This window comes from Mesorhizobium sp. WSM2561 (genome assembly GCF_000513915.1).
Lineage (GTDB): Bacteria > Pseudomonadota > Alphaproteobacteria > Rhizobiales > Rhizobiaceae > Mesorhizobium > Mesorhizobium muleiense.
Genome location: NZ_AZUX01000003.1, coordinates 299,196 through 318,533 on the forward strand (window position 1 = coordinate 299,196; position 19,338 = coordinate 318,533).

17 protein-coding genes and 1 pseudogene are annotated in these 19,338 nt (G+C 62.3%); 9 read left to right on the forward strand and 9 right to left on the reverse strand.

All coding sequences use genetic code 11. The features are described from left to right. Positions 1 to 142: 142 nt before the first annotated feature. The gene (locus M727_RS0106385) at positions 143 to 2,713 is read right to left on the reverse strand and encodes an ATP-binding protein (protein ID WP_027151973.1); all 2,571 of its coding nucleotides are present in this window, start codon (positions 2,711 to 2,713) and stop codon (positions 143 to 145) included. A gap of 369 nt (positions 2,714 to 3,082) precedes the next feature. On the opposite strand from M727_RS0106385, the gene M727_RS0106390 reads away from it, so the two are divergent. Beyond that, positions 3,083 to 3,835: a flagellar biosynthetic protein FliO gene (locus M727_RS0106390; protein WP_036261606.1), complete on the forward strand. Its 753-nt coding sequence runs from the start codon at positions 3,083 to 3,085 to the stop codon at positions 3,833 to 3,835. A 98-nt stretch (positions 3,836 to 3,933) separates the two neighbouring features. Here M727_RS0106390 and dksA read toward each other — a convergent pair whose 3' ends face one another. Continuing rightward, entirely contained in the window at positions 3,934 to 4,350 is a 417-nt protein-coding gene (dksA, locus tag M727_RS0106395; RefSeq protein ID WP_006202025.1) for an RNA polymerase-binding protein DksA, read from the reverse strand. 262 nt (positions 4,351 to 4,612) lie between these two features. Between dksA and M727_RS0106405 the strand changes: the two genes are divergently transcribed. The 4 genes from M727_RS0106405 (at position 4,613) to M727_RS0106420 (ending at position 8,688) form a co-directional block, all read left to right on the forward strand. After that, entirely contained in the window at positions 4,613 to 5,116 is a 504-nt protein-coding gene (locus M727_RS0106405) for a histidine phosphatase family protein (RefSeq protein ID WP_027151976.1), read from the forward strand. 227 nt (positions 5,117 to 5,343) lie between these two features. Continuing rightward, positions 5,344 to 6,858 (forward strand): YcjX family protein, encoded by a 1,515-nt coding sequence (locus M727_RS0106410; RefSeq protein WP_027151977.1) that lies wholly within the window; start codon positions 5,344 to 5,346, stop codon positions 6,856 to 6,858. After that, positions 6,855 to 7,943: a TIGR01620 family protein gene (locus tag M727_RS0106415; RefSeq protein ID WP_027151978.1), complete on the forward strand. Its 1,089-nt coding sequence runs from the start codon at positions 6,855 to 6,857 to the stop codon at positions 7,941 to 7,943. The genes M727_RS0106410 and M727_RS0106415 overlap by 4 nt, the downstream gene beginning before the upstream one ends. 190 nt (positions 7,944 to 8,133) lie before the next feature. Beyond that, the gene (locus M727_RS0106420; RefSeq protein WP_023801140.1) at positions 8,134 to 8,688 is read left to right on the forward strand and encodes a hypothetical protein; all 555 of its coding nucleotides are present in this window, start codon (positions 8,134 to 8,136) and stop codon (positions 8,686 to 8,688) included. 200 nt (positions 8,689 to 8,888) lie between these two features. Here the strand turns inward: M727_RS0106420 and M727_RS0106425 are convergent, their stop codons facing one another. After that, on the reverse strand, positions 8,889 to 9,155 hold the full coding sequence (locus M727_RS0106425; protein ID WP_027151979.1) for a hypothetical protein: 267 nt from the start codon (positions 9,153 to 9,155) through the stop codon (positions 8,889 to 8,891). A gap of 252 nt (positions 9,156 to 9,407) precedes the next feature. On the opposite strand from M727_RS0106425, the gene M727_RS0106430 reads away from it, so the two are divergent. Continuing rightward, positions 9,408 to 11,243 carry a monovalent cation:proton antiporter-2 (CPA2) family protein gene (locus tag M727_RS0106430; RefSeq protein ID WP_027151980.1) on the forward strand — a complete coding sequence of 612 codons (1,836 nt, stop codon included), beginning with the start codon at positions 9,408 to 9,410 and terminating at the stop codon, positions 11,241 to 11,243. 19 nt (positions 11,244 to 11,262) lie between these two features. Beyond that, a complete protein-coding gene (locus M727_RS0106435; RefSeq protein WP_027151981.1) occupies positions 11,263 to 11,811 on the forward strand; it encodes a DUF924 family protein in 549 nt (182 codons plus the stop codon). Between the two features lie 48 nt (positions 11,812 to 11,859). On the opposite strand, the gene folK is transcribed toward M727_RS0106435, so the two are convergent. The 3 genes from folK to folP all read right to left on the reverse strand — a co-directional run bounded on the left by folK (position 11,860) and on the right by folP (position 13,667). Further along, complete coding sequence (folK, locus tag M727_RS0106440) at positions 11,860 to 12,372, reverse strand: 2-amino-4-hydroxy-6-hydroxymethyldihydropteridine diphosphokinase (RefSeq protein ID WP_027151982.1); 513 nt, start codon at positions 12,370 to 12,372, stop codon at positions 11,860 to 11,862. Continuing rightward, positions 12,356 to 12,715 carry a dihydroneopterin aldolase gene (folB, locus tag M727_RS0106445; protein WP_027151983.1) on the reverse strand — a complete coding sequence of 120 codons (360 nt, stop codon included), beginning with the start codon at positions 12,713 to 12,715 and terminating at the stop codon, positions 12,356 to 12,358. The genes folK and folB overlap by 17 nt, the downstream gene beginning before the upstream one ends. A gap of 109 nt (positions 12,716 to 12,824) precedes the next feature. Next, on the reverse strand, positions 12,825 to 13,667 hold the full coding sequence (folP, locus tag M727_RS0106450; protein ID WP_027151984.1) for a dihydropteroate synthase: 843 nt from the start codon (positions 13,665 to 13,667) through the stop codon (positions 12,825 to 12,827). 84 nt (positions 13,668 to 13,751) lie between these two features. Between folP and M727_RS0106455 the strand changes: the two genes are divergently transcribed. Then, positions 13,752 to 14,369 (forward strand): DUF922 domain-containing protein, encoded by a 618-nt coding sequence (locus tag M727_RS0106455; protein WP_027151985.1) that lies wholly within the window; start codon positions 13,752 to 13,754, stop codon positions 14,367 to 14,369. Positions 14,370 to 14,411: 42 nt separating this feature from the next. Here M727_RS0106455 and M727_RS0106460 read toward each other — a convergent pair whose 3' ends face one another. The 3 genes from M727_RS0106460 to M727_RS0106470 all read right to left on the reverse strand — a co-directional run bounded on the left by M727_RS0106460 (position 14,412) and on the right by M727_RS0106470 (position 16,435). Next, complete coding sequence (locus M727_RS0106460; RefSeq protein ID WP_027151986.1) at positions 14,412 to 15,440, reverse strand: NAD(P)/FAD-dependent oxidoreductase; 1,029 nt, start codon at positions 15,438 to 15,440, stop codon at positions 14,412 to 14,414. A 205-nt stretch (positions 15,441 to 15,645) separates the two neighbouring features. Beyond that, entirely contained in the window at positions 15,646 to 15,966 is a 321-nt protein-coding gene (locus M727_RS0106465) for a 2Fe-2S iron-sulfur cluster-binding protein (protein ID WP_006334837.1), read from the reverse strand. A 100-nt stretch (positions 15,967 to 16,066) separates the two neighbouring features. Beyond that, on the reverse strand, positions 16,067 to 16,435 hold the full coding sequence (locus M727_RS0106470) for an Hpt domain-containing protein (RefSeq protein ID WP_027151987.1): 369 nt from the start codon (positions 16,433 to 16,435) through the stop codon (positions 16,067 to 16,069). A 289-nt stretch (positions 16,436 to 16,724) separates the two neighbouring features. On the opposite strand from M727_RS0106470, the pseudogene M727_RS0106475 reads away from it, so the two are divergent. Further along, positions 16,725 to 19,338, forward strand: a pseudogene (locus tag M727_RS0106475) (kinesin); the annotation flags it as partial.

A 19,338-nucleotide genomic window follows, 5' to 3' on the forward strand; every position in this document is an offset into this window, starting at 1 on the left:
ATGGCAGTCTCACGCCATTTCGCAAGCGCGAATTAGCGAGCCCTAAAGCGCGTCGCGTTTGACCGGCCTCATGCGGCGCGCTTTAGGTTGTTTTATGCATGTCGTTATCGCAAAACCGCTGCACACTTTTGCGCGACATGCATTAAGATTCCAGCACGTCCTTGACGATTGTGGCCAGTTGCTTGAGCGAAAACGGCTTCGGCAGGAAACCGAAATGCGCGTCTGCCGGCAGGTTCTTGGCGAACGCGTCCTCCGCGTAGCCGGAAACGAAGACGAATTTGATGTCCGGCTGCCGCTTGCGCAATTCGCCAAGCAGCGTCGGCCCATCCATTTCCGGCATCACCACATCGGAAACGACAATGTCGACCTTGCCGCCGAGCGCCTCGAAGATTTCCAGCGCCTCGACGCCCGAGGACGCTTCGTGGACGGTGTAACCGCGCGACGTCAGCGCCCGCATGCCGCCCATGCGCACGGCATCCTCGTCCTCGACGAGCAGCACCGTGGCCGAACCTGACAGGTCCTTGGCTGCGTCGGCGACCTTTGCCGGTGCAGCCGGCGCCTCGCCGGGCTCGCCTGCCGTTCTCGCCTCAGCAATGTAGCGCGGCAGGAAGATGCGGAACACCGATCCTTTGCCGACCTCGGAATCGCAGAAGATGAAGCCGCCTGTCTGCTTGATGATGCCATAGACCATCGACAGGCCGAGGCCGGTGCCCTTGCCGACCTCCTTGGTGGTGAAGAAGGGTTCGAAAATCTTCTTGAGCACTTCGGGGGCGATGCCGCTGCCGGTGTCTTCAACTTCGACCACCACATAATCGGCAGGCGCAAGTTCGCGGTAGGGAAGGCTCTTGCTCTCCTGTGTGGTCACGTTGCGGGTGCGCACGGTGAGCTCGCCGCCGTTCGGCATCGCATCGCGCGCATTGACCGCCAGATTGACCACCACCTGCTCGAACTGCCCGATGTCGACCTTCACCGGCCACAGATCGCGGCCATGATCGACCTTCAGCTTGATGTCGTTGCCGACCAGACGGGCCAGCAGCATCCGCAGATCGGCAAGCACGTCAGTCAGGTTGAGCACCTCCGGCCGCAGCGTCTGCTTGCGCGAGAAGGCCAGAAGCTGCCGCACCAGCGAGGCCGCCCGGTTGGCGTTCTGCTTGATGTTCATGATGTCGGGGAAGGACGGGTCGGACGGGCGGTGGTTGGTCAACAACAGGTCCGACGCCATGATGATGGCGGTCAGCACATTGTTGAAGTCGTGTGCGATGCCGCCGGCAAGCTGGCCGACCGCCTGCATCTTCTGGCTTTGCGCCATCTGGCCCTCGAGCGCCTTCTGCTCGGTGGTCTCGACGGCGTAGACGATGGCCGATTCTTCGGCGCCCTCGCCGGTGCCGTCGGCAACCGCGTTGACGTAGAAGCGCATGTGCCGTTCTTCATTGCCGGGCAGCAGCGTATCGATCGGTTCGATATCGGCCTGCCGTTGTCGCGCTTTTTCGAACGCCGCGGCAAAGGCGGGGCGGTCGCGCTCATGGATCACCGTGTCCAGCCGCACGCGCCGATCGACCGCGTCCCCGTCGACGACGGAGGAAAACAGCGACAGGAAAGGCGCGTTGGTGCGCAGGATGCGCCCGCGGTTGTCGACAGCCGCTATTGCCATCGGCGTCGAATTGAAGAAGCGGGTGAAGCGGATCTCCGAGGCGCGCAGATCGGTGGAAGCGTCCTCGCCTTGCGTCCGGTTGAGCACGATGGTGCGCGTCGGACCGTTGGCGCCCTCGCGGCTGGCCGAAACCCGATGCATGAAACGCACGGGCAGCGCCTCGCCCTTCACTGTCGTCAGATCGAGATCGATGACCGCATTGCGGGTGGTGCCGGGATCGGCCTTGACCGAGCGGACCAGCGCCATGCCGTCGCCGGCGACGATCTCCGGAAGCGTGACGGCACCAGGCGTGAAGCTCGTCAGGTCGATGCCCAGCCACTCCGCAAGCGTGGCGTTGATGTAGGTGACGCGGCCTTCCTGGTCGGCCGAAAAGAAGCCGGCAGGCGCATGGTCGAGATGGTCGATGGCCTCCTGCAGATCAAGGAAGAAGCGCTCCTGCTCGGCCCGTTCCTTCGAGATGTCGGCGAGTTGCCAGGCGAGCAAGGGCAGCCGCTGGCCCGGAACGCTGAAGGCGCGGGCGCGGACACGGTACCAGCGCGCGCCCGGCTCAGCGCCGGGTCGAATGGATTGGGCAAGCCTAAACTCACCGTCGCCGGGCTGGCCGTCGCGCAGGCCCGAGGCGAGCCGGTATATGGTCACCGAGGCCTCGGGAACATCGGACAGCAACCCTTCGACGGTCTTTAGATCCGCCGCAGAAGCCGCGCCCGTCATCTCGGCATAGGCCCGATTGGCATAGACGACACGACCCTTGGTGTCGGTGACCAGAAGGCCTTGCGACATTGAATCGACGAAGGCCTTCGACAGCTCGTCACTCGTCGAGCGCGGTGTGATCTGCACGAAGCCGATGGCGGTGGCGAACAGGAAGCCGACACCGATCATCGCCAGCACGCCAAGCATTCCAAGCAGGAATGGATCGCCAAGACGTTCTCGGAAAAGGCCGAAAACGATCGCCGCCCCTGTCAGCACAACGATGAAGACGATGAGCCGGGTGACCGCGCCCGGTCGCGTGTTCTGGTCGACGATCGGTACCGGATAGAAATCGCCGCGCGCTTCCTTGGCCATGTGCCCCCTGCTCGTGAATTCCGGTACTTGCCCCTGCCCGGTTGAATCACATTCTCAGGGTCCGGAAAAGGCCTTGGCGGCAACTGTCCGCTAAAAATGACACCCGTTCGGCGCCTGGTGCGGCGAATCCGAAATTCGCATCATTCCTGGTCCGACGCGAGCGAATTTCGGATTCATCACGCCAGCAACTTGCTGAAAATCCAGCGTCGTGGATTGAAGTGGGAACGCTGACGCCCTCAATTCGCAGGAGCTTGAAATCCACAAAATGGGTGTTTCAAGCTGTTCACGAAGCGCGAAACGTAACTTGCAGTCGCGTGCCGCAACAGTCTAGTGTCGCGTCTTCTTCGAAAGCTGATTTTGGGTGCACCAATGCTGCAGTGGCTGGATAGCGTGGCGGGTCCCGGTTATGCCGCGGCGATCCTGTGGACCTTTGTCGCGCTTGTCCTTGTGGTCATCGTTCTCCTCATCATCAGGCTGGTCCGCAATCTGACTTTTGGAACATTCGTTGCCGGCGGCAGGAACCGCAAGACGCGGCTGGCGGTGATGGACGCCACCGCAGTCGACAGTCACCGCCGGTTGGTGCTGGTGCGCCGCGACGATATCGAGCACCTGCTGCTGATCGGCGGCCCGACCGACGTCGTCGTCGAACGCGACATCAGGCTGTCGGCGCTGCGCCGTCCTGCACTGACCGGAGATGGCGGCGGCCATCAGCCGGCACCGCCGCCGCGCGCGCCGCAACCGCAACCGGCTCCCGCGCCAGTGAGGCAAGCACCGTCTCCGCAGCCGGCAAGCACGGCCCCAACGCCTGGCCGGCCGCATCAGCCCGCACCGGCGCCGAGGCCAGCAGCGCAAAGCCCTCAATCGGCGACCATCACGCCGCTACCCGCCTACACCAGTGCCGTTCGGTACGCGCCATCGCCGGCAAGACAGGATTCCCCGGCAAAGCCGAATTCCCCGGCAAAAGAGGATTCCATCGACGATACGCTGATGAGGGAGCTCGAGGTCCCGTTTGATGACCCGCACCCCGTCAAGCCGGAGAGCAAGCCGGCGGCGAAAGCACCGTCGTCTCTCGATGACGAGATGACAAAGCTTCTCGGCGAGTTGTCCAGCCAGAAGAGATAAACGGCCAACAGCCAACAAAAAAATGGCCGGAGACCGGCCATGACAAATTCGCTGGCTGCTTTTAGACGCTTCGCCCGTTTGGACGTTTCGCCCGTGCTTCAGTCGTCGCGGTAGACCTTCTCGCGGCGTTCGTGGCGCTCCTGCGCCTCGATCGACAGGGTCGCGATCGGACGCGCATCGAGCCGCTTCAGCGCGATCGGCTCGCCGGTTTCCTCACAATAGCCGTAAGTGCCTTCATCGATGCGCTGAAGCGCAGAATCGATCTTTGAAATGAGTTTCCGCTGGCGATCTCTGGCGCGAAGTTCGATGGCGCGGTCGGTTTCCGAAGAGGCGCGATCGGCGAGATCGGGGTGGTTGGCGTTTTCCTGCTGCAGGATTTCGAGAGTTTCGCGCGCTTCGCGCAGTATGTCGTTCTTCCAGGTGACGAGCTTCAGGCGAAAGTAGGATTTCTGCCGCTCATTCATGAACGGCTCGTCTTCGGAGGGTACGTAATCGGCGGTAACGATGTCGTTCATTCGACTCACCCAGACAGCCCCAAATTGGCGCCTATATATTCACGGACCGAATGCTGCACAAGCGCAATCGACGACTGATTCACGCAATTGTTAATCTCGGCCAAAATGCCATGGGCCGCATCATTCGCATGAAGGGCGCGACCGAATTCGCGTATGATTCGTTGGGTTTGTGGGTGCCGGCCATTGTGCGCCAGGCCTTTCTCATGACTAATCCCGCAGCGCCTTTTGACGAGTTTCGGTGTTTGGCACAAGCGAGGGACCGGTGAGCAAGCTTTATCTGCTGAGGCATGCGAAGGCCGGATGGGCCCTGCCGGGCATGCGCGATTTCGATCGTCCACTCGACGCATCCGGCGTCGCCGACGCCGAAACGATGGGTGCGGTCATGCGGGCCTGCAACTACATTCCGGACCTGACCCTTTGCTCGAATGCAAAGCGAGCGCGCCAAACGCTTGAGGGCCTGGCCGGTCACACCGATACCGGCCGGGTCCTGTTCCTGGAGACGCTCTACAGCGAGGATGCCGCCGGCTATCTCAACCTCATCCGCGGCAATGGCGAGCCAGGCTCGCTGCTCGTCGTCGGCCACAATCCGATGACGGAAGATCTCACTATCGCGCTTTCGGGCGATGGCGAGGAGGCTGCCAGGGGAATGCTGAACCACGGCTTCCCGACCTCCGGCCTCGCGGTCGTCCGTTTTCCAGGCAGTCTTGCCAACGCCGCGCAAGGCACCGGCTATCTCGAAGCCTTCCTGTCGCCGGCCGATATCTGACGCCATTTCAAACGTAGCGTGGTGGATTTGACGTTCCTGCCACTTCAATGGCATCAGCGTTCAGGAACTTCAAATCCAAAACCACGCTAGAAACGATGGTTTGCTAGTGTGACTTAGAATCCGAAATTCGCTCACTGCGATGCTCCAAGGTACTGCGAATTTCGGATTCGCCACACTAGCCGGCAGCGCCTATATCGGGGCGGACCGAAGCCCCGAGAGACCGCATTTTGGCATCATCGCTGACCACTTTCACCGACGAGGCGAAGATTGCCCTGGATACGCTGTCGGGGCGCGCTACCGGGCTTTTCTCGCCATCGCTGCGGCTGGGTGTTACCGGCCTCTCGCGCGCCGGCAAGACGGTGTTCATCTCAGCCTTTGTCCACAATCTGATCCATGGCGGGCGGTTGCCGCTGTTCGAGGCGCAGAAATCGGGGCGTATCGCCCGTGCCTTCCTTGAAGAGCAACCCGATGACGCCGTGCCGCGATTCCAGTACGAGGACCACATCGCGGCCCTGGTCAACGACCGCCTGTGGCCGGATTCGACACGTGCCATTTCCGAGCTGAGGCTTACCATCGAATATGAATCGGCCTCCGGCTGGAGCCGCATGTTCTCATCAGGCAGATTGTCGGTCGATATCGTCGACTATCCTGGGGAATGGCTGCTTGACCTGCCGCTGCTTGGCAAATCCTACGTCGATTTCTCACGCGAAGCCTTTGACATGGCCGTGCTGCCGGTGCGCGCCGACCTTTCGCAGGAATGGCGCGCGCTCTCCGCCGCAATCGACGCGAATGCCGACGCCGACGAGATGACGGCGCGATGCCTCGCCGAGAGCTTCGCCGCATATCTCAAGGCATGCAAGCTCGACGAGCGGGCGCTTTCGACCCTGCCACCCGGCCGTTTCCTGATGCCCGGCGACCTTGAGGGCTCACCGGCGCTGACCTTCGCGCCGTTGCCGGGCCTGAGCGAGCGGCGGGCGCGGTCCGGGTCGCTTCAGGCGATGATGGAGCGGCGCTACGAGGCCTACAGGACGCATGTCGTAAAGCCGTTCTTCCGGGAGCACATCACGCGCCTCGACCGTCAGATCGTTGTGATAGACGCCTTGCAGGCCTTGAATGCCGGGCCCGGCGCGATGGCCGATCTCGAACGTGCGGTGACCGAAATCCTCGCCTGCTTCCGCCCCGGTCGCGGCAATTTCCTGACCGACTTTTTTTCAAGGCGCATCGACCGCATATTGGTGGCGGCGACAAAGGCGGACCATCTGCATCACGAAAGTCATGACCGGCTGCAGGCGATCGTGCGGCGGCTTGCCGACCGTGCCGTGGCGCGCGCAAATTTCACCGGCGCCGATGTCGACGTGGTCGCCCTGGCGGCGGTGCGGGCGACCCGGGAAGGCACGGTCAAGCAAGGCCGTGAAACGCTGCCGGTCATCATCGGTACACCGTTGAAAGGTGAAAAGATCAACGGCGAAACATTCGATGGCAGAACAGAAACAGCCATATTTCCCGGTGACTTACCGGAGAAAATTGATGCAGTGTTCGATGTCTCTGGACCAGACCGTCGGCAGAACCCAAGCCATCGGCAGAGCCCAGGTCATCGGCAGGGCAATGAGGACCCGGCGATCCGCTTCGTGCGCTTTCGCCCGCCAAAACTCGAACGCACTGCCGAAGGCGTCACGCTGTCGCTGCCGCATATCAGGCTCGACCGCGCCCTGCAGTTCCTGATCGGAGATCATCTGGCATGACCGCGCCCCGCAAGCCGGCGGCATTTCGCATCGAGCCGGAAGCCCCGCCAAAGCAACAGGCGGCCCCGCGCCAGCCCGACGCCGCTGCGGCGAGAAAACCACGCACCGTGAACGCTGACCTTGCCGTCGTCACGCCGGCGGAAATCGACGTTTTCGACGAGCCGGATATCATCGCCGCCGAACCGCCGCCGGCGACCGCGCCGCGGAAGCGTTCGATATCAGGCAGCCTGTTCTTCGGCGCATTGGGCGTTCTGGTTTCGCTGGCCCTCGGCCTTTGGACCGACCAACTGATTCGCGATCTGTTCGCGCGTGCCGAATGGCTGGGCTGGGTGGCCGCCGGCATGGCCGTGATCGCGCTGCTCGCGCTCCTGGTCATCCTTGCCCGCGAGTTCCTGGCGATCGCCCGCCTCGCCGAGGTCGAAAAGCTGCAGAAGCTGGCGCTCGACGCCATCGCCCGCGACGATCCGAAAGCCGCTCGCGCCGTGGTCGACGAACTGTCGGCCTTTGTCGCGGCCAAACCCGAAACCGCGGCCGGCAGACGCGCCCTGGCAGACTTGCGCGACGAGATCATCGACGGCGGCAATCTGGTGCGCCTGGCCGAGACCGAAATCCTCGGCCCCCTCGATGCACGCGCCAAGGTGATGATCCTCGAAGCGGCAAAGCGTGTGTCGCTGGTGACGGCGGTCAGCCCTCGCGCTCTGGTCGACGTCGCCTATGTCGTGTTCGAAGCCGGGCGGCTGATTCGCCGCCTGTCGGAGCTTTATGGCGGCCGGCCGGGCACGCTGGGGTTCTTCCGGCTGGCACGCAGCGTTCTCGCCCATCTGGCGGTGACCGGCTCGATTGCCGTCGGCGACAGTTTCGTGCAGCAGATCGTCGGCCATGGCCTTGCCGCCCGGCTCTCGGCAAAACTTGGCGAAGGCGTCGTCAACGGCATGATGACGGCGCGCATCGGCATTGCTGCGATGGAGACCGCAAGGCCCCTGCCCTTCAGTGCCGCCAGGCGGCCCGGCATGGGCGATTTCCTGTCAGCGCTGACATCATTTGCAACCAAAAAGCAGAAGGAAACATCCGCTTCCGACACCTGACGACCGTCTCCGACGCGGCACGTCCTGGTGGCGCGAAAAGGGATGCTGCAGCACGTTTGATTTGCCCATGAGCCCAGCGCAAATCGCGTCCGATTTTCGGGGTCATGCGCAAGCGGTGACGAAGCATTAACCAATCTTGTTCATGGTCGGACGGGTTCCAAACCAGTCTCTTTGTTGCCGGGTGTCGTCGATGAAAAGCGTGATCTTGTCTAGCGTCCTGCCCATGGCAGTCGTGGTTTCAACAACCGCCGGCATGGCCGAAAAGACCTTTGCGGCAGAACGGGACAAGAAGTTCTTTCAATCGGTGAAAGGCGAATGGGTCGGCCCGGGGGAAATCGTCGCCGGCAAATACAAAGGGACGAAATTCACCTGCAATTTCACCGGTTCGACGCCGGACGGCAAGATCGGCATGTCACTCGACGGCGGTTGCCGGGTCGGCATGTTCACCCAGCAGATGTCGGCGACGATCCAGCACAAGGGCCGCGAGGGCTACAAGGGCAGCTTCATGGGCGGTGCCGCCGGTTCCGGGCTCGACATCATCGGCGGCAACGTGGTCAGCGCCAACAAGGTCGTTTTCACCATCAACCGTAACCAGTTGCGCGGCGTCATGCAGGCTCTTGTCCCCAACGATAATTCGATGACAGTGACGGTTGCGGTGCGCGTCGACCAGCAGTTGGTGCCGGTCATCGGCATGAAGCTGAAGCGCGTCGATACGCTCGAAGTCGGCTCCATCGCGCCGAACTGACCGATCGTCTGCGCATCCAGTGAAAATGCAACACGCTGTGCAATTTAGTGAATGGTGAATGGTGAATGGAATTAGATATTCACTACTGACTACAGACTACTGACTACTGACTACTGACTACTGACTACTGACTATTCACTATTCACCAAAAAAGCGGCAGCCACGGCCACCGCTTCTTTTAGCAAAACTCAAATCGGTTCTCAGGCCTTGATGGCGGCTGTCAGCTCGTCATAGGCCTTGCAGGCCTCCTCCGCCGTCGTCGCGCCCTGATACTTGGTTGTGACCGCCTGGACCTTGGCGGTGAGATCGGCTGCCTTGGTCGGATCCTTGGTAATCGCCTCCTGAAGGGCTGCGGTCATGTCCTGGGCCTTCTTGGTCAGCATTTCGGTGGTGCAGTCCGGCGCCTTCGAGCAGGCCGATCCGGCAAGCGCCGCGATGCCAACGGCAACAAGCAAAAATGTCTTCATGTCAGTCGTCTCCCTCAAAAAAAGGCGGCCGACTTGATCGTCATCCGCCCCTCACGGCCAAGGCCGCGGCGTCCTTAGCGCCCGATTTCTGCAACACACAACGCAGCCGGTGCATAAAGTTGTGGAGCGCGCCTGCAACACTGCTGCACCAGTTTCCGGATTCGGACTGTTCGATCTCAACCGAAGCCCCTATCTTTGCCGCTCGATGCCGCAGCACGTGCAGCGGTCCCTAGAGAGAACGGAACGGCAGGCATGGCGGCAGAAGCAGCGGGCAGCGATCTGATCCACGTCGTGGCGCTGCTCGCCGCAGGTGTTGTCGCCGTGCCGATCTTCAAGCGCATCGGGCTTGGCTCCATCCTCGGCTATCTGGCGGCCGGCGTGGTCATCGGCCCGTTCGGCATCGGCATCTTTTCCGAATCGGAAGCCATTCTTCACGTCGCCGAGCTCGGCGTCGTCATGTTCCTGTTCATCATCGGGCTGGAGATGCAGCCGTCACGGCTGTGGGGCCTCAGGCGAGAGATCTTTGGCCTTGGCGCATTGCAGGTCGGCGTCTGCGCGCTGTTGCTGACCGGGGTCGGACTGGCGGGAGGTTTTCCGGTCTCGCAATCCTTCGTCGCCGGCGCCGGTTTCGTGCTGACCTCGACGGCGATCGTCATGCAGCTTCTGGAGGAACGCGGTGAGATCGCCGCGCCAAAAGGCCAGCGCATTGTCTCCATCCTGCTGCTCGAAGACCTGGCGATCGTGCCGCTGCTGGCGCTGATCGCTTTCCTGGCACCGGGCGGCGCCGATATGAGCGTGACGCAGCGGCTGACGGACGTGGGCATCGGTCTGGCCGCCATCGTCGGGCTGGTGCTGGCCGGGCGTTACCTGCTCAATCCGTTCTTCCGCATCCTGGCGGATGCCCGCGCCCGCGAAGTGATGACCGCCGCCGCCCTTCTGGTCGTTCTGGGGTCGGCGCTTGCCATGCAGCTCAGCGGCCTGTCGATGGCGATGGGCGCTTTCTTGGCCGGCGTGCTGTTGTCGGAATCCACCTTCCGCCATCAGCTCGAGGCCGACATCGAACCATTCCGCGGTGTGCTGCTCGGGCTGTTCTTCCTCGCCGTCGGCATGTCGCTCGACCTGCACGTGGTTGCCCAGAACTGGCGGCTAGTCGCCATCTACGTCGTCGCCTACATGGTGATAAAGGCGATCGGCATCTACCTCGTCGCCCGCATCCTCAAGACCGGCCACCGGGAGGCGCTCGAGCGCGCCGTCTTCATGGCGCAAGGCGGCGAATTCGCCTTCGTTCTCTATTCCGCCGCCGCGGCGGTCGGCATCATCGACAGCCAGGCTAACGCGACGCTGACGGCGATCGTCATCATCTCCATGGTGCTGACGCCGCTGGCCATTCTGGCATTGCGGTATCTGACGCCGCGCGACGAGCAGTCGCTCGAAGGCGTCGACATCGCCGATGGCCTGACCGGCAGCGTGCTGATCATCGGCTTCGGCCGCTTCGGCCAGATCGCCAGCCAGCCGCTGCTGTTGCGCGGGATCGACGTCTCGATCATCGACAATGAGGTCGAGATGATCCAGGCGGCGGCCGATTTCGGTTTCAAGGTCTATTATGGCGACGGCACGCGGCTGGACATTCTGCGTGCCGCAGGCGCCGGCCGCGCGCGCGCCGTGTTGATCTGCGTCGAAAAGCCCGATGTCGCCGTCCGCATCGCAAAGCTGATCAAGGCGGAGTTTCCCCTGCTCACCGTGCTGGCACGCGCTTTCGACCGCGGAACCGCACTGCAGTTGATACGTGCCGACGTCGATTTCCAGATTCGCGAAACCTTCGAATCAGCGCTTGTCTTCGGCGGCTCCACGCTGGAAGCACTGGGCGTCGACCCGGAGGAAGTCGCCGAGGTGATCGAGGACGTCCGCCACCGCGATGCCGCCCGTTTCGAGTTGCAGCTCGCCGAAGGGGTTCGCGCCGGAGCGCGCTTCCTCAAGGGCAATATCGGCACACCCATTCCGACACCGCTCAGCCAGCCGCGCCGCTCCGGTCAGGCGCTCAATGAAGAAACCGCCGACGTTCTGCACAAATCCGAGCCTGCCGACTAAACATGTGGAGAGCAAACAGATGACCGTACTGGACGAGCGCGCCCTCTCCGTCACCAAATTCTGGCGTGACGCCGAGAAAGATGCATGGTTCGAGAAGAATGACGCCTTCGACGCGGAGTTCCGCAACCGGTTTCTCGACCTGCACTACGCTGCCGCGCGGCGTGAATGCGACGGATGGTCGGAGCATGCCGAAGGCTCACTGGCGCTGATGATCCTGCTCGACCAGTTCCCGCGAAACTGCTTTCGCGGCACCGGCCATATGTATGCCACCGACCCGCTGGCAAGGCATTTTGCCGAAAAGGCGATCGCCGCCGGCCAGGATCTGGCGCTCGACGAAGAGCTTCGCGTCTTCCTCTATTTGCCTTATGAGCATTCGGAGCATCTCGCCGACCAGCTCAAATCGGTGGACCTCACCACCGCCAAAGCCCAATCCTATCTGAAGTATGCCGTCGAGCACCTGGAGATCATTCAGCGCTTCGGCCGCTTTCCGCATCGAAACAGGATGCTTGGCCGAGAGACGACGCCGGAGGAACAGGTGTTCCTCGACGGCGGCGGGTTTTCCGGCTGAGCTCAGTGCATCGGAGCCAAAAGTGGGTAAAGGTTTTGGTTCGATGCTTTAGGTCAACCACCAATCCTGGCCGGACGGCAGTCGCTCGATGCCGGCGCTGTCGAGAGCGGCAAGCCGCTCCGCCACGCTTCTGCCGTCGACGGTGAGGTCAGGCGCGATCTCGGCCAGCGGCGCCAGAACGAAGGCGCGCTCCAGCATGCGCGGATGCGGCACTTCCAGCCCGGTTTCGTGGATGATCCGATCGCCGAACACCAGAATGTCGATGTCGATCAGCCGTGGACCCCAGCGCTCCTCGCGCACCCGCTTCAGCCTGCGCTCGACGTCGTGACAGAGATCGAGCAATGCATGTGGCGCGAACACGGTCGAAATTTCGGCGGCCGCATTGAGAAAATCCGGCTGGTCGAGCTTGCCCCAGGGCGGCGTGCGGTAAAGCGAGGAGACGACAACGACGCGCGTGTTCCCGTCGGCGTCCAGCATGCGCAGCGCCGCGCCCATCGACCTTGCCGGGTCGCCGAGATTGCCGCCAAGGCTGAGGTAGACCGTGTTATTGGGGCCAGGCAACGGTCACCTCGACATGATCGAGCACGCCGGGCACCGGCGCGTTCGGCTTGCGCACAGTGATCTCGGCCTTTTTTATCTGGGGAAAGCGGGCTGTCAGCGCCCGGGCCACCTCCAGCGCCAGCGCTTCTATCAGAAAACGCCTCTCCCCGGTGATGATCTTTTCGATCACCCCGAAGGCAACGCCATAGTGGACGGTATCCTCGATGGAATCATCGACCAGCGCGCGGCCGGGTTCGACGGTGAGCGCAGCGTCGACATAGAAACGCTGGCCGAGCGTCTCCTCCTCATCCAGCACGCCGTGCCGAGCGAAGAAGGCGCAATTTTTCATGCGGATGATATACATCGCTCAGCGTCCTGCTCGATTGGAGCGATGCGCGTCCGCTTGGGCGCACAGACTACGCTCTAAGGCTTTTAATCTACGCATCCTGCTGGAATCGATTTCGATTTGCGAGCTATGCGGCGGTTTCACGCGCCAGCATAGCATCCGCAACCGCCAGCGCATCCACATTGATTGCGACATCGTGGACGCGAAAAAGCCGCGCGCCCTTGAGCCTCAGTATGACGCTCGTCGCCGCTGTTCCGGCGTCTCTGGCCGAGGCGTCGCGGCCGGTGACGGCGCCGATGAAGCGCTTTCGCGATGTACCGGCCATCAGCGGAAAGCCCAAGACATCGAGCTCGGAAAACCGTGCCATCAGGTCGAGATTTTCCTCCGCAGTTTCCTTGGCGAAGCCAAAGCCCGGATCGAGCACGATCTGGTCGTCGGCAACCCCGCTTCGCCGGGCGATTTCCAGGGACTTCTCGAGGAAGAAAAACTGATCCTCGATCACGTCGGGCAGTTTTTGCCTGTCACGCCCGGTGTGCATGATGACAAGGCCGGCGCCGGTTTCGGCCGCGACCCGCGCGATGCCTGGTTCGCGTTGCAGGCCCCAGACGTCGTTGAGGATGTGGGCGCCGGCGGCGACGGCAAGCCGGGCGGTGTCCTCGCGATAGGTGTCGACCGAAATCAGCGCCTCGCCGAGCCCGGCGAGCGCCTTGATGACAGGCAGCACGCGGGCCTGCTCTTCCTCGATGGCTACCGGAAATGCGCCGGGGCGTGTCGATTCCCCACCGACGTCAATGACGGAGGCCCCTTCTTCCACCATCCGGCGCGCCTGGGCGATCGCCTGTTCGGGCGCGACGAACAGTCCGCCGTCAGAAAAACTGTCCGGCGTGACATTGAGTATACCGACGATCACCGCCTTGCCGGCAAGGTCGAGATGGCGCCCTTGCGCCAACTGCCATCGCCCTGTCGTCATTGTCGATAAACCATGTGTGATCCACCAAAGATCAATTCCGTTGCGTCGGCAACGGCCGTAGCGCAAGGTAGGCAAAGAGGCAACATGATGAAACGATCCCTGCTTTGCGCCCTGATGCTTGCTTGTTCCGCCTTGCCGGCGGGCACGGCGAATTTGGTGAAGACATATAGCTATTTCAGCATCGGCGGCAGAACGCTCGATGATATCGGATCCCAGCTTACGAAACTTGGACCTCGGGTGAAAAGCACCGGGATGCGGCATCCAGGCGCCACGCAGATGGCGTTCACCACCCGCGTCAGCTATGCGGAAAGATCGAACTCCTGCGCGATTGCCGACGCCGATGTCACCGTCAAGGTCAAGGTGATCCTTCCCGAGTGGCGCCGCCCGCGCAAGGCTGATGCCGGCGTAAGGCTGTTTTGGGATACATTGTCCGCCGACATCAAGCGTCATGAGGACCGCCATGTCGAGATCGCCAAGAACCATGCCGGCGAACTCGAGGATGCGCTGAAGGCGATCCACCCGCGCAAGACGTGCCAGGAGGCCAAGGCCAAGGCAGCGGAGATCTCCGCCGCTATTCTTGCCAAGCACGACCGCGCTCAGATGCAGTTCGATCGCGTCGAAACCATCAATTTCGAAAGCCGCATCCTGCGGCTGCTGCGTTATCGCATGAAGCGCATCGAAAACGGCCAGCTGCCGGGTTAGCTTCGGCCAGACGGTAAGGGCGATTCTCGTCGAGTAAGAGACTCAGCCGGCGACGCCGAGCTTCTTCTGCAGGCTGGTCGACGACGTTGTATACTGGAATACGATGCGCTCGCCGGGGCTGACGATGCGCTTGGCCGCCTGCGCCATCAGCGCGACCTCATGGAAGCCCGACAGGATCAGCTTCAGCTTGCCGGGATACCAGTTGATGTCGCCGACGGCGAAGATGCCCGGTACCGACGTCTGGAATTTCTCGGTGTCGACCGGGATCAGGTTCTCATGAAGATTGAGCCCCCACTCGGCGATCGGTCCGAGCTTCATGGTCAGGCCGAAGAACGGCAGCAACCGAGTGCACGGCACCTCGGTGTCACCGTCGGGTCCCTTGATGGTCGCCGCCGAGAGATGGCCGTCCGTGCCGGTCAGCCCGGTCACCTGCCCGACATGGAAATCCAGTTCCTTCATCTCCTGCATGGCGTACATCTTGTTGACGCTGTCGGGCGCCGCGCGGAACTCCGGCCGCCGGTGGACCAGCGTCACGCTCTTGGCCACCGGCTGCAGGTTCAGCGTCCAGTCGAGCGCCGAATCGCCGCCGCCGACGATAACCAGGTCGTGGCCGCGGAATTCCTCCATCCGGCGCACCGAGTAGAAGACGCTCTTGCCCTCATAAAGCTCGATGCCCGGAATTGGCGGCCGCTTCGGCTGGAAAGAGCCGCCGCCGGCGGCGATAACCACAATCTTGGCTTCAAACACCTCGTTCTCGTCGGTGATGACGCGAAAGCCGCCGTCCTCGAGCTTTTCGAGGCTCGAGACCATGCGGTTGAAGGTGAAGTCGGGCTTGAACGGCGCGATCTGCTCAAGCAGTCTGTCGACCAGGCCCTGGGCCGAGATCGATGGCCAGCCGGGAATGTCGTAGATCGGCTTTTCCGGATAGAGTTCGGCGCATTGCCCGCCGGGCCGATCGAGTATGTCGATCAGATGGCATGTCATGTCGAAGAGGCCGAGCTCGAACACGGCGAACAGGCCGACAGGCCCTGCCCCGACAATCAATACGTCCGTCCTGATGATATCGGTCATGAATGCGCCTTCGATGCGCATGACCCCGAAAATCGGAATCGATTCTCGCCGGGGATCCTGCGCCAAATCACCGTGCTACAGCGTGCTTTGCGTGTTCCAGGGAACGTGCGGCGCTGTAGAGAACGGCGCGACACTGCATGACCGTTGGCCCGCTGCCAAGCCGGCGCCGGAAAAATCGGCTATCCCCCGCTTAAGCCTCCACGCTTCAGCCCTGGCGGGCGGGCACGCGCACAACCAGGCCGTCGAGAGCGTCGCGCACCTTGATCTGACAGGAGAGCCGTGAGTTCGGCTGGACGTCGTAGGCGAAGTCCAGCATGTCCTCTTCCATCGCTTCCGGCTCGCCGACCTCCGCCGTCCATGCCTCATCGACATAGACATGGCAGGTCGCGCAGGCGCAAGCGCCGCCGCATTCGGCCTCGATCCCCGGCACGGCGTTGCGGATCGCGTTCTCCATGACGGTCGAGCCGTTTTCGGCATCCACGTCAAAATGTGTGCCGTCATGGGCGATGAAGGTCAGCTTGGTCATTTGTCACCTGAAGGGAGTCCCAGCCGAGATAATCACTCCCGCTGACAAGTCAACTGCGGCGCGAAAGCGGCGCTCTATGCCGTTTTTTTCGGAAATGGGTTTAACGGCTGATGGCGGCGACGAAATCGCGGACTTCTTCGATCAGGGAGCCAAGCCGCTTGAGGGTATTGGTATCTTCAGGTTGAAGTTCGATCGCGCCCGCGCAATCGGCAACAGCGAAGGCGCCGACGCCGCGCGCCGAGCCTTTCAGCCCGTGCGCCAGGAGCAGTCTTTGCTTCACATCGGCGTCGACGATCCTGTCGCGAACCGACAATGCCTGCTGCACGAACAGCGCCAGCACCTCCTGTTCGAGGCTGCGGTCGCCCATCGTCTGGCGCGCCAGATGCGCCAGGTCCACGGGCCGCGACCCGGCCGTTCCCGACACATCGCCGCCGGGCATCGAGAAGGCAATGCCGTTTTCGCCACGCATGACTCTGCAACTCCGTTCTTTCAGCCGCCAAAAATAGGCAGCCGCCAAAAAAATAGGCCCATCCTGTGGACGACGGGTTAATGATTGGCCCGGAAAAATGTTGCGATAGCGGCGCCGGAATCACAGTTCTGTTAACCTTATATTTAAAGTTTTACGTATCGCACCGAATGCGTGTTTTCTTTACCCCGGTGTGTCATTACGATACGAAAGGTCCATTTTCAGCCTCTTGCGTGGGACACGAAAAGCAAAATCACAAGTCCCGCGGCAGCTTGTACAGGGTAGCGAAGGCATGGCGAAGAAAACAACGACGACAAGAACGCTCGACAACGACGTAGCCAGGGAACTCGAAAAAGCACTTGAAATCGATCTGAACAGCGATGCCGACGGCGACCTCGACATCGCCGCGTCGATGGAGGATCTGGAAGCGCAGATATCGCAGGCGGCCGACGAGTTGGCACGCGAGGGCCGTGACCAGGATGCCGAGGCTGTCGCCAACCAGAACCAGGATGCCGAGCCTGTCGCCAACCAGAATCAGGATGCCGAGCCTGTCGTCAACCAGAGCCAGAATGCCGAGCTTGCCGCCAATCAGGACCAGAAAGCCCAGGACCAGAGAGAAGCGGCAAACGCCAGGCCGGCTGAACCGCGCCCTGCTGAACTGCGCCCCGTTGAAACGCGCCCTGTTGAAACGCGCAATGGCACGCAGTCGGCCGGCTTCACTCCGGCCAACGATCCTCGTCAAAAAGATTACAAGACGCTGCTGCACACCCTCAATCGGCGTGCCTCGAACACGATCTACTGGGTCGTGGCGCTCGTTTCGCTCGCCTGGGTCGCGGGTGCCGGTGCATTGGCAAACCTGCTGTTTGGCCCAGACATTTGGCAAATCCGCACCCCCGGCCAGTTTTTCGCCCGTCCCGAACTGATTGGCCTGGCAATCGCTGTGATCCTGCCCGTCCTCCTGTTCTGGGCGTTTGCAGCCATGATTCGCCGCGCGCAGGAGATGCGCATCGCCGCTCAGTCGATGACGGAAGTGGCTTTCCGCCTGACCGAGCCGGAGCAAATCGCCCAGGATCGCGTCATGATGATCGGGCAAGCCGTGCGCCGCGAGGTTGCGGCCATGGGTGAAGGCATCGAGCGCACGCTTGCACGTGCCGTCGAGCTCGAAACCCTGGTCCACAGCGAGGTCAATCAGATCGAGCGCTCCTATTCGGAGAATGAATCCCGCATCCGCTCGCTTGTCGACGGGCTGGGCAGCGAGCGCGAAGCGGTGGTCACCCACGCCGAACGCGTGCGCGCCTCGATCACCGGCGCGCATGAGACGCTGAAGGACGAAATCGGGGCTGCCAGCGACATCATTCGCGACAGCATCCTCAACGCCTCGACCAACCTGTCGATGACCATCACCAATTCCGGCGACACGTTGATCGACAGGATCAACCATAGCTCGCTGTCGATCTTCGATTCGGTGGAAGGCCGGCTCGAATCCATCACTGACCGGCTGTCGACCTCCGGCGAAGCCTTCGCCAGCCTTCTCGACACACGCATTGCCAAGCTGACGGAGACGACCGACGGCCTCACCCGGTCGCTGACCGATCTGCTCGACGATCGGACCTCCGGCATGGTGTCGCTGCTCGGCGGCGCCGCACGCACGCTCAACTCCGAATTTGAAGCCAGCCTTGACGGCATCGAGCGGACGCTGGCCGAACGCGGCCAGGTGCTGATCAGTGAGTTCCAGACCCGCGCCGAAGCGCTGGACACCGGCACCCAAAAGCTCAACGCCGCGCTCGAGGCCCGCGCACGCCAGATCAACGAGACCCTGGTCGAGCGCGCGCGCGAAATCGCCCATACCTTCCAGGAGAGCAAGGAAACGCTTTCGGCGATGATCGATCAGGGCAAGACCCAGATCGGCGCCGACATGGCCGACATCGTTTCGTCGACCTCGTCGATGCTCGAAGCACGCGCCGGCGATTTCGCCGGCCGCATGGAAGCGGCCCGTCATGTGGTGTCGCGCGCCTTCGACACCGACATCCAGCGGCTTGCCGATGCCCGCGTCGGTATCGAGGAGGCTGTCGAGAACCACAGCCGCAAGCTTTCCGAAAGCCGCGAACACATGACGGCGGCCATGCAGGCCGATCTGGAGAAATTCGCAGAAAGCCGCGCCGGCATCGACGCGGCTGTCACCGACCAGGTGCAAAGGCTTGCCGAAGGCCGCAACCTGATCTCGCGCGCCCTCGAGGAGGATCTGCGCAAGGTCAACGAGTCGCGCGCCGCCATCGATGCGTCGCTCGGCAGCCATCTCGAACGGCTCGAAGAGGGCCGCAACAGGCTTTCGCAGGCCTTGAACGAAGACGCCGGAAAACTTGTACAAGCCCGCACGATCATTGACGAAATGGTTGCCGGCCATGTTGGCAAGCTCGCCGAAGGCCGCAGCATTCTTTCACGCGCTCTCGATGCCGATCTGGGCAAGCTGGCCGACAGTCGCGCCAGCATCGACGGCCTGGTCGCTGGCCAGGTCGAGAAGATCGCCGAAGGTCGCGCCTTGCTCGCCAAGGCGTTGGAAACCGACATTGTCGGCATCAAGGGTCTCATCGAGACCCATTCCGCCAAACTGGCGGAAGACCGCAGCGAGCTTTCGCGTTCGCTCCAAGACGACCTGTCGGGCATCCGAGGCCTGATCGAGGACCATTCGGGCAGGCTCGCCGACGATCGCAGCCTGCTTTCGCAAACGCTCGAGGCAGACCTTGCCAAATTGGCGGAAAGCCGGTCGAGCATCGACGGGCTGGTCGCCGGTCAGGTCGAGAAGCTGGCCGAAGGCCGCAACATCCTCAAGCGCGCGCTCGAATCCGATCTCAACACGATCAAGGAGGTCATATCAGGCCAGTCCGAAAAGCTGGCGGAAGACCGTG